General features: G+C 71.4%; 11 protein-coding genes and 3 pseudogenes. 4 read left to right on the top strand and 10 right to left on the bottom strand.

What is annotated here, in order from left to right; genetic code table 11:
- Positions 1-71: 71 nt before the first annotated feature.
- The 5 genes from BLT82_RS38390 to BLT82_RS34280 all read right to left on the bottom strand — a co-directional run bounded on the left by BLT82_RS38390 (position 72) and on the right by BLT82_RS34280 (position 5,187).
- A complete protein-coding gene (locus tag BLT82_RS38390) occupies positions 72-461 on the bottom strand; it encodes a hypothetical protein (protein ID WP_244529877.1) in 390 nt (129 codons plus the stop codon).
- 173 nt (positions 462-634) lie between these two features.
- Complete coding sequence (locus BLT82_RS38385; RefSeq protein ID WP_244529876.1) at positions 635-1,042, bottom strand: hypothetical protein; 408 nt, start codon at positions 1,040-1,042, stop codon at positions 635-637.
- Positions 1,043-1,284: 242 nt separating this feature from the next.
- A complete protein-coding gene (locus tag BLT82_RS37440) occupies positions 1,285-1,668 on the bottom strand; it encodes a hypothetical protein (RefSeq protein WP_093662069.1) in 384 nt (127 codons plus the stop codon).
- Between the two features lie 800 nt (positions 1,669-2,468).
- On the bottom strand, positions 2,469-4,007 hold the full coding sequence (locus BLT82_RS34285; RefSeq protein ID WP_093662067.1) for a hypothetical protein: 1,539 nt from the start codon (positions 4,005-4,007) through the stop codon (positions 2,469-2,471).
- Positions 4,008-4,032: 25 nt separating this feature from the next.
- On the bottom strand, positions 4,033-5,187 hold the full coding sequence (locus tag BLT82_RS34280) for an FAD-dependent monooxygenase (RefSeq protein ID WP_093662065.1): 1,155 nt from the start codon (positions 5,185-5,187) through the stop codon (positions 4,033-4,035).
- A 444-nt stretch (positions 5,188-5,631) separates the two neighbouring features.
- Here BLT82_RS34280 and BLT82_RS34275 point away from each other — a divergent pair, with 444 nt between their 5' ends.
- The 3 genes from BLT82_RS34275 to BLT82_RS34260 all read left to right on the top strand — a co-directional run bounded on the left by BLT82_RS34275 (position 5,632) and on the right by BLT82_RS34260 (position 10,449).
- Positions 5,632-6,396, top strand: a complete 765-nt coding sequence (locus tag BLT82_RS34275) for an HAD-IC family P-type ATPase (protein ID WP_143041578.1) — start codon at positions 5,632-5,634, stop codon at positions 6,394-6,396.
- Between the two features lie 1,180 nt (positions 6,397-7,576).
- Positions 7,577-8,638, top strand: a complete 1,062-nt coding sequence (locus BLT82_RS34265) for an ATP-binding protein (protein WP_093662063.1) — start codon at positions 7,577-7,579, stop codon at positions 8,636-8,638.
- Positions 8,635-10,449: a vWA domain-containing protein gene (locus BLT82_RS34260; protein WP_093662061.1), complete on the top strand. Its 1,815-nt coding sequence runs from the start codon at positions 8,635-8,637 to the stop codon at positions 10,447-10,449. The genes BLT82_RS34265 and BLT82_RS34260 overlap by 4 nt, the downstream gene beginning before the upstream one ends.
- A 744-nt stretch (positions 10,450-11,193) precedes the next feature.
- On the opposite strand, the gene BLT82_RS34255 is transcribed toward BLT82_RS34260, so the two are convergent.
- The gene (locus BLT82_RS34255; protein ID WP_093662059.1) at positions 11,194-11,604 is read right to left on the bottom strand and encodes a hypothetical protein; all 411 of its coding nucleotides are present in this window, start codon (positions 11,602-11,604) and stop codon (positions 11,194-11,196) included.
- A 305-nt stretch (positions 11,605-11,909) separates the two neighbouring features.
- The gene (locus BLT82_RS34250) at positions 11,910-12,488 is read right to left on the bottom strand and encodes a hypothetical protein (protein WP_093662057.1); all 579 of its coding nucleotides are present in this window, start codon (positions 12,486-12,488) and stop codon (positions 11,910-11,912) included.
- Between the two features lie 324 nt (positions 12,489-12,812).
- Between BLT82_RS34250 and BLT82_RS34245 the strand changes: the two are divergent.
- Positions 12,813-13,064: pseudogene (locus BLT82_RS34245) on the top strand (RNA polymerase subunit sigma-70); the annotation flags it as partial.
- 203 nt (positions 13,065-13,267) lie between these two features.
- Here BLT82_RS34245 and BLT82_RS38380 read toward each other — a convergent pair.
- The 3 genes and pseudogenes from BLT82_RS38380 to BLT82_RS34235 form a co-directional block, all read right to left on the bottom strand.
- On the bottom strand, positions 13,268-13,366 hold the full coding sequence (locus tag BLT82_RS38380; RefSeq protein WP_244529883.1) for an Lsr2 family DNA-binding protein: 99 nt from the start codon (positions 13,364-13,366) through the stop codon (positions 13,268-13,270).
- Positions 13,367-13,617: 251 nt separating this feature from the next.
- A pseudogene (locus tag BLT82_RS38375) lies at positions 13,618-13,947 on the bottom strand (SMI1/KNR4 family protein); the annotation flags it as partial.
- Between the two features lie 66 nt (positions 13,948-14,013).
- A pseudogene (locus BLT82_RS34235) lies at positions 14,014-14,782 on the bottom strand (transposase); the annotation flags it as partial.
- Positions 14,783-14,818: the final 36 nt, after the last annotated feature.

The following is a 14,818-nucleotide window of genomic DNA, read 5'->3' as shown; positions in this document are numbered from 1 at the left end:
ACGTACCTGCGGCACCAGTCCTCGAAGGCACCCGGGACATCCTCCCAAAGAGGGGATCCGGCGCACCGTGTTCACCGGATCGGGGGCCGGTGGCCGGGCCGGTCGGTATCGGGCGGGTGCTGCCGTCGCAGCGGTGAGGTCGGCGGAAGGAGGGTGGCGCGTTCGGCGGTGGTACGGGCTCGCAGCTGTTCCAGGCGGCGCTGGATGCGGGCGTGGGTGTAGAGGTCGATCGCGTCGGTGAGGTGGTTCCAGTCCCCTGCCTCCAGGCCCGCCGGGCGCGGGCCGAGGACGTCGGGGCCGGCACGGTGGTGGCGGCGCCGGTAGTCGCCGATGGCGGTCAGCAGCCGGGTGCAGGTGCGCTGTTCGTCCTCGTCGTCGCCGGGGGCGGTGATCTCCTCCATCCAGGCTTCGGGCAGGGGTTCGCCGGCGAGCGCGGCGGCCAGGCGTGCCTCGCGAGGCACGCATCCAGCGCTGCGTGAGACAGCGGTGCGATACCGAAAAGGGTCGCGCAGGGCCGGATGGTCGGGCAGTGGGCCGCCGGGGGGTGGTGTGTCGAGGTGGCCGAGGGCCGCCTCGATCATGACGGAGGCGGGGGCGTCGGACGGCGCAAGGTGGGCTGGGCGGCGCCGTCCGGTCAAGGCGCGCATCCGGGCGCCAGGCCGTCCCAGGCCGCCGCGTCGTTCGGGTCGTTGGGGCGCGGACCCAGCCCCGGGGTACCCGTGATGATGTGGCGGGTGCGCCACAGTTCCACCAGCGCAGCCGTGGCGGCCCACGCGTGACGGCGCCGAGGAGCGCTGGTCGGCGGCGGGTTCCCGAGGGGGCGGGCCCAGGCGGGCGGGAAGTTGGCCAGGGTGTGGCCGCGGTCGGCGAGCGAGCGGGCCAGGATGCGGTGGCGCTCGGCGAGGTGGCCGGCCCAGTGCCCCGGGGGTGGCGGGGTGGACGAGAGCGTGGGAGTCGGCGACCCAGTCGGGAATTGCCCCGCGGTGGTGGGGGCGGTGCGGGGCGTGGTCGGGCAGGCGCTCACGGAAGCGGAGTTCGGCATTGAGCTTGTCGGTGACGGCGTCGGCGCGGGCCAGCGCCGCGCGCGCCGAGCGCCCGCGCTGGTCGGTGGTGGTACGCCGCGTCGTGAGGGTGCGGCGGACCTGGCCCAGGGAGGTCGCGCCGGGGACCGCGCTGTTGGTGGCCCGCTCGCGCTGGCCGCCCCTCCGGCCACCAGCAGGCGCACCCGCCGGCCCCGGGAAGCGACTGCCGGGCCTGAGACCGGACAACTGTTGCGGCGGTCGGTCAGGGGGTCGCATCAGTGAGTTTGGTGACCTGTTTGGAGACGACGTCGGACGGGACGACGGCCTGGCCGTCGCGCCTTGTGTTCGCCGACTGGAAAGTCGCCAGGGTCGTGCCCACCCGCACTGCGGTGACCGTGACCGGTACCTTCAGCGGTTCCTCACCGTCCAAGGAGACCAGTTGAAGCAGTCGGAAGGAGACCGACTCATTGCCGAGTCCGGGATCCGGCAGCGCAGTGACGCCCTCGTAGGCGAAGCCGTACACCGGGGTGAAGGCCGTGCAGGAACGCAGCGCGGTCCGCAGCGTGGCGATGATTTCCGCGGCCTGGTCCGGCGTGTAGGAGGCCAGTGCCATGGAGCCCCCGTGGTCGCCCTCGAGGGCGCTCATCACCTGCCTGAGCCGGGCCTTGGGCGTAAGTGGACTGGCCAGAGCGACCGCGTCCGCGACCGGTCGGCACACCGCCGGCATGACCGGTGCGCTGTCCGCCCGGGCCGGTCCGAGCAGCGCATCAAAGTCACGCCCAGGCAGATCCTTCCCCGTGACCGTCGCCCGCTGCAGAGCCTGCTGCCCGAGCGCCTTACCGCCCGCAGCCGGGACAGCCAGGGCAGCCGAGCGTGCCGGCTTCTCATTCGCCCGGGGCTCCTTGGCCTCCCCCGCGCAACCCGCCGCGAACAGCATGCTTGTCACGCACGCCAGTGCCGCTCTGCGTCCGTACCACGGACGTCTCTGCCCCCACCCCATGGCCACCCCACCCATACAAGATCACTGAAGAACCGTGAGTACACCCCGCTTCCCCTGTCACCGTCAAGCAAAGGACGCTGCCGCAGGGCAACCGACCAGCGCAGGCGGGACCGCGCCGTGCTACTGGTAGTGGTCGGCGGTCGGAAGGCCGTCAGTGGCCGCTCCTGAGGGGAGCCCCTCACAGGGCAAGAAGATCACCGCGGGCGACTGCTTCCAGCCGAGTCGCCGACGCCGAGTTCAGCCTGAAGGAGGCGGACGCACTCGCGGCGCGCACAGCCGCTGTCGAAGACGAGCTGCTCGGCCCTGTCGTCCCCGAGGCTGCGGCGCAGCCGGTCGTGCAGCGCCTTGCGCGCCCGAGCGGAGTCTCGTCGGTCTGCTGGGGGTGGTGGCGTTGCGACCAGGCGAGCACGTCGGCCCAGGGCAGGGCAATGCGGAGGTGCGGCCCGTCAGTCCTTCGGCCTCGCCGGCGCCTTGGCACAGAGGTACGGACGCGCGAGCAGCAGACCGATGCCGGTCATGGCGATGCCGAAGTAGACCGGCGCGAGGTGGATGAAGTCGGTGTAGTGGATCGCGGCGTGCACCACGACAGCCGGCAGGAAGCCGGCGACCGCCGCCGCGGCCAGGGTCCAGAACACCCAGGCCTCCCCCCGCCGCCAACCCCACGCGCTGAGCAGGATGATGGCCACCGCGGCGGCCATCAGGGCGCCGCCGAACCCTGCCCGGTCGTGGGCGACGAACGGCACGAGCCGGGGGTTCACGGATTCCAGCATCTGCGTGCTGGCGCCGAGGAAGGCCAGGTCGGTCGGCACGAAGACACCGGTCAGACCGACGACCGAGATCACCGCTCCGCCGACGAACAGCCCCGCTCCCGTGCCGATCAGCAGCAGCTGGCCGACCAGCGACCGCCGGCGTTCCGGCTCCGGTCCCTCGTGCGCCGGGCGCCACCGCGGCGCAGGCGGGGTCCGACGGACCGCGGCCACGAACATCGGGAACAGGACGATGGTGGTGGCCGTGTGCAGGGGTTCCACGAAGCCGGTGGCCAGAAAGTAGAACACGGTGGGAAAGCCGATCGCCCCCGAGAGCAGATACACCTCGCGGGCCCAGGGCCAGCCGCGTCTGATCCCGCCCAAGGCGAGGCCGGTGTAGAGGGCGCCGATCGCTACCATCGTGCCGGCCATGGTGATCCGGTCGTGCTGGAGGAAGTGCACGAGGTGGGGGTTGGCGGCATGCAGTTCGTGCACCGTCATGCGGAGGTACTCGCGGTCGTACCAGAGCAGGACCGGCCCGAGCGTGATCGCCGCGGCGCCGAGTCCGGCGCCCGTCATACCGAGCCCGACCAGTAGCGCCCACCACCAGGTGGGCCAACGGCGTGGATCGCGGCCGACGTCCCGCAGCCCCGGAGCGGGCGCGGTGGGCGTGGCTGCCTCGGTGACCCGCTGGAACCAGCCGGGTCCGGCCGCGACGAGCACCCGGGGCCGGGCGAGCACGACGGCGCCCGGCTCCTCGAGCGCGGCGGACGCGGTGGTGACCGATGGGTCGGACACGTGGACCACGTGCGGGTCGTCGCTGCTCGTGAACCCGTCGACATAGGGTTTGAGGGCGGCCTCGGCCTCCGGGTCGCAGGCGCGGACAACGAGCGGGATCGAACGGCCGGCAGCGGCCTCACGTACGGTGTCGGCGTCGGCGGCCGAGACGGGCGCCACCTCGACGACACCAGCCCCGAGCGGGGGCATGGCGCGTACCACTTCGCGGGCGAGCGAGGGCGGGACGGATATGCCGAGACGGACGGTCACGGGAACCCCGGCGATGTCGCCGGCGAGCCCCTTGGGCGGATGGCGGTGGCCGAACCCCCGGGCGATCAGCCGCGCGCCGGCGGGACGGGAGCCGATCGAGGCCAGCAGCCGCAGTGCGGTTCGCTGCGAACGGCGCCGACCGAGTACGGCAGCGGCCAGGCCGCGCAGCGGGTGATACGTCCAGTCGGGCATCGGTCGCTCTCGCTCTCCGTCGCGGTCAGCGGTCACCGGGCGCGGTCCAGCCCAGCACCGGTGTCATGGAACGCAGCGTCGCCCGCGTGGGCATCAGCCGGGCGGCCGTGTCTCGCAGCAGCACCGCGGGCGGCCACGACAACTGGCCGACTGCGCCCAGCCGGGCGGAGCGGCGCGCGATGGACTGGGTCCGCGGGCGGCGCAGCAGGTCGTACGAGCGCAGCGCGGCGGCCACGTCCGGGGTGTCGTCGAGGCAGTGGGCGAGGGTGACCGCGTCCTCCAGTGCCTGGCATGCGCCCTGGCCCAGGTTGGGGGTCATGGCATGGGCCGCGTCGCCCAGCAGCGCAACCCGACCACGGACGAAGGAGGGCAACGGTGGCAGGTCGTACAGGTCGTGTCGGAGCACCGTGTCCGCGGGGACTGCGGCCAGCAGGGCGGGGACGGGATCCGGCCAGGGCTCGAACCGGTGCAGCAGTTCTGTGTACTCGGACGGGCCGGAGGCCGCTCCCGCCGGGAGTGAGGCGGTCGCGAAGCAGTACATACGCCCGCCCGGTAGGGACGTGTAGCCGAACCTCGCCCCGCGGCCCCAGATCGCCGCGCCCTCGGCGGGCGTGTCGGTGAGGGGCTCGGTGACCATGCGCCAGGCGGTGTAGCCGACGTACCGGGGGCCGGCCGCGTCGGGCCACAGGGTGCGGCGGACCGCACTGCGCAGCCCGTCGGCGCCGACCACGAGATCGGGCCGGGACTCGCCCCCGCGGTGATCGACGACCGGGCAGCGGCCGCCGTCGCGGACCGCGGACACCTCACTGTCCGGCCGCAGACTGTCACCGGGAAGGGCCTCGGTGAGCGCCCGCAGCAGGTCCGCGCGATGCAGGACCACCAGGGGATGGCCGAAGCGGCTTGCCAGCTCCGCGTTGTCCGTGCGGGACAGCCAGCGGCCCTGGCGGTCGCGTACGCCGCCTGCGGCCTCGACGGTACCGAGTGCCCGGACGGCGTCGGCCAGGCCGAGCGCCTCGAGCGCGTGCAGCGCGTTCGGCCACAGGGAGATGCCGGCTCCGATCTCAGTGAACTTCGGGGCCCGTTCCAGCACTTCGACGCGCCAGCCCCGGCGATGGAGGGCGATGGCTGCCGCGAGCCCGCCGATCCCGCCGCCGACGATGGTCGCGGCGCGCTGCGGCATGGGTCCTCGCTCTGGTTCGGGGGCGCCACCCCCCGTCAAGTGGCGCCATGCGGTGCTCGAGCGGCATGCCATGTGAGCCAGGTCCGGCTGAGCAGCGCCTCATAGCAACATGCCGACAGGCGCATGTCAACGCGGCGAGGGGCGGACCGGCCAGGTTGGGGCGGGGATGTTGCGGTGACAGATGGGGCAGGCGCCGGTTCGGACCATGAGGAGTAACTGCATCCAGCGGACGACCTGGTAGAGGCTCAGGCCGGCGCGGTCTCCTTGGGGTTCGGGCTACCCGGCCCCATCAACCGTCCAAGGCGCCGGCACCACAACGAGCCGGCCGAACGAAGGGGTGGTGGGAATGCGGGGACGCCGACACCGCCGCCGCCATCGCCGGTGAGTTCGGCATCAGCGGGGATGTTGTCACCGGCGCCGAATTGGCCCGGATGAGCGAGAGCGATGGCGGGCCGCATCAAGGACATCGGCGTCTTCACCCGCGTCGCGCCCGAGCACAAGGTCACCATCGTCCACGCGCCGTCCGAGCGCGGCCACATCGTGGCCATGACCGGTGACGGCGTCAACGACGCCGCCGCTCTGCGTGCCGCCCACATCGGCGTCGCCATGGGCATCACCGGCACCGACGTGGCCCAAGAGGCCGCCGACATGGTCCTCACCGACGACGACTTCTCCGCCATCGTCCGCACCGTGCGCGAATGCCGCTCCATCTACGACAACATCATCACCTTCGTCCGCATCCAGCTGTCCACCGCCATCGGCGCCATCCTCACCCTGCTCGCCACCGTCGTGGCCGGACTGCCCGCCGAGCGCATCCTGAACGCCGGCCGTCTGGCAGCGATCACCCGCGCCGGCGCCGTCATGGCCACCAGCACGGTGGCCGTCTTCGCCATCGCCGGGCACCTCACCGACGCTGCGACCGCCGCCACCATGGCCTCCACCACCTTCGTCCTCTACCAGCTCTTCAACACCCTCGCCGCGCGCAGCGAGGAAGGACCCCGTCCTCGGCCGCCACCAGCTACACAACCGCACCCGGTGGATCTGTCCCGCCGCCGTCCTCACCCTCCAGGACGTCGCCGTCCAAGCCCTTATCGCCCCTGGCATCCTCGACACCGTCCCCCTCAGCCCCGTCCAATGGGCGATCTGGCTGGCCACCGCTTCCACCGTGGTGCTGAGCGAACACGCCTGGCGCGTGGGACGGACCTCTAATGGTCGCGGCGCGCTGCGATGCAAGAGCCTCGACGGCGTCGGTCGCAGTCGCCGAATGGTCCGCCAGGCGGCGGCCGGGCCGCTGGTGGCGAGGGTGCGGGCCGGGGCCGGGAAGGCATCGAGGAGTTGCTGCGCTTCCTGCTCGCGCCCTGAGTGCGCGGCGGCGGTGTAGGCGCGGACGGTCTCACGAGCCTGGGCCAAGTGCGCGGCGCGCTGCGCGTCGAGGGCGGGGACGGTGCTCCCCCGCAGGGGGCTTTCGGCCCGCCGATCGCACAGGTAGTCGTTGAGGTCCGGCTCGAGGACGGCCCGTAGCCGCTGGGCGGGGGCGCCGCTCAAGGCGATCTGGTCGAGCAGCCAGTCGGCCATTGCCCTGAGCACGGGAACGTCTGCGGACAGGGTCTCCACAGCGTGCCAGTCCTCGATCAGTTCGGCGCGCGGGCGGTAGGCGCGCTCAAGCCGGTCAAGGAGGTTGGTGATCTGCAGCGCGGTGTCGACCACAAGGTCGGCGGTGGCCTCATCGTTTTCGCTGGCTCGTTCCAGGCTCCGGGTGAGTACGGAGGGCGGCGGGTAGCCGGCCAGGGCGCGCAGGTGACAGGCCAGGCTACGGCTGCGGTAATCCACCCGAGCTCCAGGCCCTGCGGTGCCTCGGCACATCGCCGGTTGAACCAGTCGGCCAGTATTCCGGTGAGCCAGGCCTGGTCGCTGGCCGGGTCGTGCACCAGGGCGGCGGCCAGGTCGCCGGGGTGTGTTCGAGAAGGCTGCCGGACTCGGCGGTGATGACGGCCAAGTGCCTTGCTCCGTCGTCCAGTCGGAGCCAGCGGCACGGGGCGGCCGTGGAGAGGTGGGCGGAGAAGGCATCGTGGACCTCCGCGGTGCCGGCCGGGCTCCTGTGGTCGGGTGTGGTGACGGGTGCCTGGTGGTTCGCCGAATGGACGCAGGCCAGCCGGCTCGGCGTCGGCGCTGCGGACGCCGGCGGCAGGATCCGACGGAAAGCGGGTCGGCGGTCGTCCGCAGACCGGGCGCCGGTCGCGCGCCCCGGCGCCGGGCCGTACCGCACCGGGCACACCACCGCACCCGGCGATAAATCGGCTGCGTGGCGGGGTCCGGGACGCCCAGACTGTTCGGACGCATCGAACAGTCCGGGCGCACCGGACATCGCCCGTTCTCAGGAGTCGTCAGCTTGCAGGCAGCCGTCACCGTCACGCCCGCCCGTGTCCCCGAGTTGCTGCTCGGCCTCGCCACCGTGCGGCCCGTCTTCCTGTGGGGCGCCCCCGGCATCGGCAAGTCGTCCCTCGTACGGAACTTCGCCGAGTTGCTGGGCCTCGAGTGTGTCAGTCTCCTCGGCACCCAGCTGGCCCCCGAGGACCTCATCGGCGTACCGCAGATCCGCGACGGCAGATCCGTCTTCTGCCCGCCCGAGGCCATCGCCCGGGACGAGCCCTACTGCCTCTTCCTCGACGAGCTGAACGCCGCCACTCCCGATGTGCAGAAGGCGTTCTACTCCCTGATCCTCGACCGGCGCATCGGCACGTACCAGCTTCCCGCCGGGTCCGTCGTCATCGGCGCCGGCAACCGCGCCACCGACAACGCGCTGGCCAGGCCCATCGCTTCCGCGCTGGTCAACCGGCTCACGCATGTCCATCTGCGCGCCTCCGCCACCGACTGGCTCGTGTGGGCGGGCGACAACGGCGTCCACCCATGGGTCGTGGACTACCTCGGCGACCGGCCCGACCACCTCTGGTCGCAGCCGCCGAAGACCGAGGAGCCGTTCTCCACTCCCCGTTCCTGGCACATGCTCTCCGACGCGCTGCACTCCTTCGGGCCGACGCTGGACGAGGACACCCTCAGGATCGTCGCCCACGGCACGCTCACGCCGGCGCACGCCGTGTCCTTCTGCGGCTACGTCAAGATCGTGCGGCACGCGTACGGCATCGACGCCATCATCAAGGGCGACGCTCCCTGGCCCCGCCGGATCGAGGACCGCGACCTGCTGTACTACCTCGCCGACGCGTTCCGGGGGCGCCTCGTGAAGGAACTTCCCGCCGTCAAGGAGCAGATCCCGCCCGCGCTGCGGCAGACCGCGCACCGCGCCAAGGCGCTGCTCGTCCAGCTCGCCGAGATCTCCGTAGAGGTCGCCCAGACCGTCATCCGCGACGACGAGGACGGGCAGCCCGTGCTGCCCGCCTGGTTCCTCGTCGAGGCCGCCCGCGACATGCCGCGGCTGGTTGAGGCCCGCCGGTGAGCCGGGCGACCAATCACGCGACGCACGGGAAGAAGAAGGCGCGGAACGACGCCGCCACCGAGGCGTTCCTCGCCGGGCTGGCCCTCGTCCGGCGCAACCCGGCCCTCGCCGCGCTGGAGGCCGATGTCTGCCGCAGCCGCGACTGCGGTCTGAGCCCGCGCCACGGACTGGCCGCCGTCGACTCCAACGGCCGGATCCACGTCCACCCCGACCGCCGTGCCGAGCCGGCCGAGTGGGCGTGGGCCGTCGCCCACTGCCTCATCCATCTCGGCTTCGGCCACGTCCCCGCCGCGAAGGGCGACCGCCCTCAGCCGGACCGGCCCGAACTCGCCGCCCGCTGCGCCGTCGTCAACCGCTTCCTGCTCACCTACCCCGTCGGCCGTGCCCCCGAGAACCTCCCGGCCTCGTACCCCGACGGCGACGAGGAGCAGCTCACCGCCCGCTGGCGCCGCAACGGCGTCCCGGCCGCCTACGTGCACTGCGGCACGGGCGGCGACGGCGCCGACCAGATCCTGGTGCCGTGGTCGCGGTGGCACACCCCGGCCGACTGGCAGCTCGCGTTCGCCCATGCGCTGACCCGCACCGTGTCCGCCGCCATGGACGTCGCAGGCGGCCGGCGCGACACGCTCACCGGCGAACGGCACCCCGCACGGCCCTGGGTCCGCGCGCTCAGCTGGTTCATCTCCTCCTACCCGCTGCTCGGCGGCATCGCGGCGGGCATGAAGCTCGTCGCGGACGCCGAACTGGCCCGCGCCCACGGCATCGCCGTCGCCGCCGTGGACGCCACGCTCGGAGAGATCTACGTCAACCCGCTGCGCCGCTACGAGGACGAGGAATGGCGCTTCGTCCTCGCCCACGAGATGCTGCACGCCGCCCTGCGCCACGGTGACCGACGCGGCGCCCGCGACCCGTACCTGTTCAACGTGGCCGCCGACTACGTCATCAACGGCTGGCTCGTGGAGATGGCGGTCGGCTCCATGCCCGAAGGGCTCCTGTACGACCCGGCGTTGAAAGGGCTGTCTGCGGAGGAGGTGTACGACCGGATCGTCACGGACGCCCGCCGCGTCCGGCGCCTCGCCACCCTCCGCGGCAAGGGCGTCGGCGACATCCTCGGCGAACCGCTCGGCGGACGCCCGGGCGACTGGGTCGATCTCGACGAGTTCTATCGGCGCGGCCTCGTCCAGGGGCTCGATCTACACCTCGGCGGCGAACGGGGCCTGCTGCCCGCCGGGCTGGTCCAGGAGATCAGGGCACTGGCCCATCCGCCGGTTCCCTGGGACGCCCGACTGGCCCGCTGGTTCGACGAGTTCGTGCCGCGCCCGGAGCCCGTGCGCAGCTTCGCGCGGCCCGCACGCCGCCAGGCCTCCACACCCGGCATCCCCCGCGCCGGACGCTGTTTCCCGCCCGAGCAGGTCGCCCGGTGCACCTTCGGCGTCGTCCTGGACACGTCCGGTTCCATGAACGCGCGGCTGCTCGGCAAGGCGCTCGGCGCCATCGCCTCGTACGCCGAGGCCCGCGACGTCCCGGCGGCCCGGGTGGTCTTCTGCGACGCCGCCGCGTACGACGCCGGATACCTGCCGCCGGCGGAGATCGCGGGCCGGGTGCGGGTGCGTGGGCGCGGGGGCACCGTCCTCCAGCCGGGGATCGACCTCCTCCGTCGCGCGGAGGACTTCCCCGCGACGGCGCCCGTCCTCGTCATCACGGACGGCCACTGCGACGTGCTCCGTGTACGGCCCGAACACGCCTACCTCGTCCCGGAAGGGGCCTCGCTCCCGTTCACACCCCGCGGGCCGGTGTTCCGCCTGCGCTGAGACCGCTCCCGCGAGGTGTCCGGGCGTCGCCGCCGTCCGACCGGAGCGACCCTTCACGCGCGCCTGGGACGGTCCTCACGGCCCGGCGCCGGCCGGCAGCGCGCGGTGGGGCGCCTACGCGGGGGCGAGGTCCGCCTCGGCCCAGACGATCTCGCCGCCGGGCACCCGGCGCGAGCTCCGTCTGCAGGACAGTTGGGAGACGAGGAGGAGACCGCACCCGATCTCAGCGACGGTGCGTGCGCTGCGTGGACGCGGGGAACTCCGGAGCACCTGGCGCATCAACACCTCCGTCGCTTCTCCCTCGGCACGGGCAGCACGTCGCCGAACCGGCGTCCCAGCCGCTCGTCACGGGCGACCCCGTCGTGGGTCTCCAGCGCCGTCCTTCTTCCAGGTGCACAAGCCGGGGAACTCGACCCGAAAGCGAGGCAACACGTCCAACGCCTCGCCTGCGGGTGCGTCGACAGACAGACTCATAGGCAGCGGCCGTTGTCTCGTTTGCTTCGTGACTCGACATCTCGAAGCGTGGAGAACGCCGCCTCCGCTGTCCCGGAAAGAACCGCAGATCAGCAGGTCGAGTGACCTGCGGGGTTAAACGTCAAGCTGAGAACGGGGAAGGCCACAGTGCAGCTGTTGTTGTGAACGGCCAGTTCGATCCAAGGGGAACACGGTGGCTTTGTCGGTCGTTCGCATGCTCCCGCTCGGCAAACCCGGCGCACCGGGCGGGAGCCAGTAGCGTAGGGTCGCTCAGCGTCGGGCGCCCTGGGCCAGCCAGGCCAGTGCGCTCTTCGAGCGCACCATGGAGTCGGCGAGGATCGCCAAGGCCCCGACCACCAACGGAACGATCTGCGTCGGTGAGTAGCTGATCCTTCCGTTGACCACCAGGTTGATCAGCGCGATGACGAACAGGAACGCGGTGAACCGCGCCGGAATGATCAGCCTGGCGTCCTTTCCGCGCCAGGCCCCCATGGCACCCGTCGCGCTCATGTACCCCAGGAACAGGCACAGCAGCAGGATCAGGACGGCGAGGATCCAGAAGAGGCCCTTGCCGAGCCCGTCGCCCTCCATCCGGTACGTGACGACCATCCAGGCGATCCCGGCTGTCAGCCACGTCGCGAAGACAGGCACCATCAGGACCGCTGCGAGGACAATCGTCACCGGTCTGCGCCGAGGCGGCTCCGTGTACGGACTCTGAGGAGGCGTGTTCGGGCTCGCGTCCAATTCTCTGTCTCCTTCTCGATCATCGGCGGAGAGCGCCGGGGGGTACGGGCAGGGCAGGGGCGGGGGTCGCATCGGCGGACAACGCACACCCGACTCGGTTGCCTTCGTGTACGCCAAGGGCGGCGCGGGCAGCCCACACGTCGTCAGCCCGACGTCTGAAGCAGATTCTCGGAGCATGTGCCGCTGCAGCATGGACGCGTGTTCCGGCAGGGGTGGCCGTTGTGGCAAGGCGGGGTGAGTCGTCACGCTGCCCCGGGGTTCGCCTTCTCGATGTGCTCGACGGCGAGCGCGGCCAACCGGCGGGCCGTCTTCTGGACCTGCTCCTCTTCCTTGGTGCCCTCCGTCCCGTTGACGGAGTAATCGACTGTGATCGTCGTGTTCCCGGCGCGGACGGACACCTCATACCCTGACGGCACCCCGACCTCCACCGCCTCGTCCCCGATGTCACGAACCTTGGTATCTCTTACGAGACGGCGCTCGGCATGGGCGATCCGGCCGTCCAGCCAGGCCGCGGCGGCCGCCTGCCCCGAGGCGCGGGGAGTCGCAGTGTGCAGCTCGTACTTCACGTCCAGCTGGACGTTGGCGCCCACGTCGTTCGAGGTCCACCGCGTCCAACTGCTCTCGGACAGGTGAAGGTCGGTCTGCTTGCTCACGACGCGGTTCAGTCTGCCGACGTCCTGGTCGCCACTGCTGAGGAGGGCCTCGCTTCGGGGCAGCACGGTGTACGGGTCGTCTCGCCCCTGGTACATGGGCATGAGGAAGGACCACCCGGCCCACCCGCCCACGGCGATGACCACGATGGCCACTACTGCGATGAGCACGGCGACGAGTTTGCCCCGCCGCTTCGGTGTCCTGTCTGCATTAGGTCTCGAGGCAGTCTCGAACTGATCAGCCGTCATGGCACAGCCCCCATCCCTCGGAGCCGTGCAGGCCCCCAGCACGGGCGGACGGCCACGTCCGTCCGCCACCCCTTACCGGAACATGCCAAATCTATCGCGCTCGCCACATCTCCCTGAATCTGCCCCGTGATGTTGGACACTCGATGCTTACGCCGCGAGGGCGTGTCCCTGCTCGTGTCGCTGCCGGATCTCCAGCGGGGTGAGGTAGGCCCAGACCGGATGCTTCCGTATTCGCCGCCGGCCGAGCGGGCCGGCTTCAAGCCCACGCCGGTGAAACGGCGGCTGGCCGGCGGCTCGGCCGCGATCCATATCGCGCTGGTCAACGGCTCCCCGGTTGTCCTCGCCGTGGTCGACGACCGAGTCGTGGGCGCCGTGGCGTTCGAAGTCAGCCACGGCAAGGTCGCGTCCCTGCGCGGTATCGCCGCCGCGGACCGGCTCGCACCTCAACGCGGCCTGGCGGCAGCACGAACCAACGCGCCGGTCATCACAGCATGGTGACCAGAGCCACCGGAATCCCGTAACCCGAGCCTGTGAGGACGGCACCCCTTCGGCCCCCGCGTTGCACAGCAGCACGGGCGCCGAAGCACGTCCGTCTCCCGAATCAGACTCCGCCACGGGGTTCGGATCCTCGAGCGCATCGGCACCGCCGTCCAAGCGGTGCACACCCTTTCTGACCGGCGACTATTCAGGACGAAGGAGGTTCAGTGAGGGTTCACTCGTTCCCAGGCTTTAAGGATCTCGATGGGGATGCGTCCGCGATCGGGGAGGTCATAGCCGTTGGCCCTCGCCCATTCCCGGATCGCGTGGGTGCTGACAGATGCCCGGGGGGCTGTGGTCGGTGCGGTGCTGTGGAGTTGCGCCGGGGTGAAGGTGATGCCGCCGTCGAGAAGGTCTGGGGGAACATCGGGATACGCACGGTTGCGCTCAGCACGTCGACGAGGAACTCGGTCACGGTCCCGTTGTAGGTGAACCAGGGGGCGCGCAAGGCCTCGTTGACGGCGATCGTCCAGTGGTCCGGTGCCCCGGAAGGTTGGGTGACCCAGAAGAGGTAGTCGCCGTTGCCGGTGACCCCCATGGCGAGGAGGTCCTCAGGGGGGTGCGGCAGCGGCCAGGGTCGGCGGGCGGCCTGCCGGACTTCTTCGATCTGTGTACGCAGTCGCGCCGGCATGGGGCCGGTCAGATCAGCCCACTCGCTGGGGGTACGGGGCTGGTACAGGGTGAGGAAGTCGCAGAACTGTCCGGGGCCGTAGGTGGTGACGAGCTGCTTGTAGTCCTGAGGCAGGCGCGTGCCCAGGGTGTTCTCGACCTCGGACCAGTCAGGGGCGGGGGGTGCAGCGGCGGGGGGTGGGCACAGTTCGGTAAGGGTGGTGAGGGCGATCATCGGATCCCTGAGGGCTGTCCCGTAAATGATCTCTGACGTGCCTGTTGGTCTGCTGGTTTCTGCGTAACCCGAAAAGGACGAGGTGTGCAGGCGGGCGATGCCGAGCATGGCATGGTGGACGCCGTCGCCTTTCAGCCGACAGTCGCGAAGGATCTTCCAGCCCTTCATCCGCCCGAAGACGTGCTCCACGCGGGCACGGACCTTGCGGTGAGAGGCGTTGTGTTCTTCCTTCCAGGCCGGGAGGTCGGCCTGGCCTCTCGCACGGCGGTGCGGGATGACCGGGCCGGTGCCGCGGTACCGCCGTCGGCGACGACCGTGGCCTTGCCAACGGCGTCTTTCGCGCCGGACTGCTCCCACGCCTTGCAGTCGTTGCGGTTGCCCGCGACTGGTCGGCCGACGGCGACGACGAGCCGATTGTCGGCGTCGATGACGACCTGGCGGTTGGCGGACTACCACCTCTAGTTCTTCGACTGCGCGGCGATGCCGTGGTCGCGGGTGGGAGCCAGGGTGCCGTCCACGATCAGCACGGTGTCCTTGCGGAACCGCTTGCGCTGCTGGAGCGCGAGCGCAGTGCCGAGGTGGTCGAAGATGCTGTCGGCGGCCGACTCGGACACCCCGAACAGCGGGGCCAGTTGGCGCAGGGTCAGGTTCGTCCGCCAGTACGCGGCGACCAAGAGCACGCGGCCTCCAGCGGCAGGCTCCAGGGACGGCCCTTGCGCACCGGGTCCGCACCCTCGCGCCCAAGCGCGGTGATCAGCTTCCCGAACTGGCGCGAGCTCAGCCCGGTGAACGGGGCAATCCAGGAGGGCTCCGACGCCGTGATCACACCAGACACGGCAAGATCATCTCACCCGTGACCAGCAGTTACGGG

This window comes from Streptomyces wuyuanensis (genome assembly GCF_900103455.1).
Lineage (GTDB): Bacteria > Actinomycetota > Actinomycetes > Streptomycetales > Streptomycetaceae > Streptomyces > Streptomyces wuyuanensis.
This window is presented reverse-complemented; position numbering and strand designations above follow the sequence as displayed.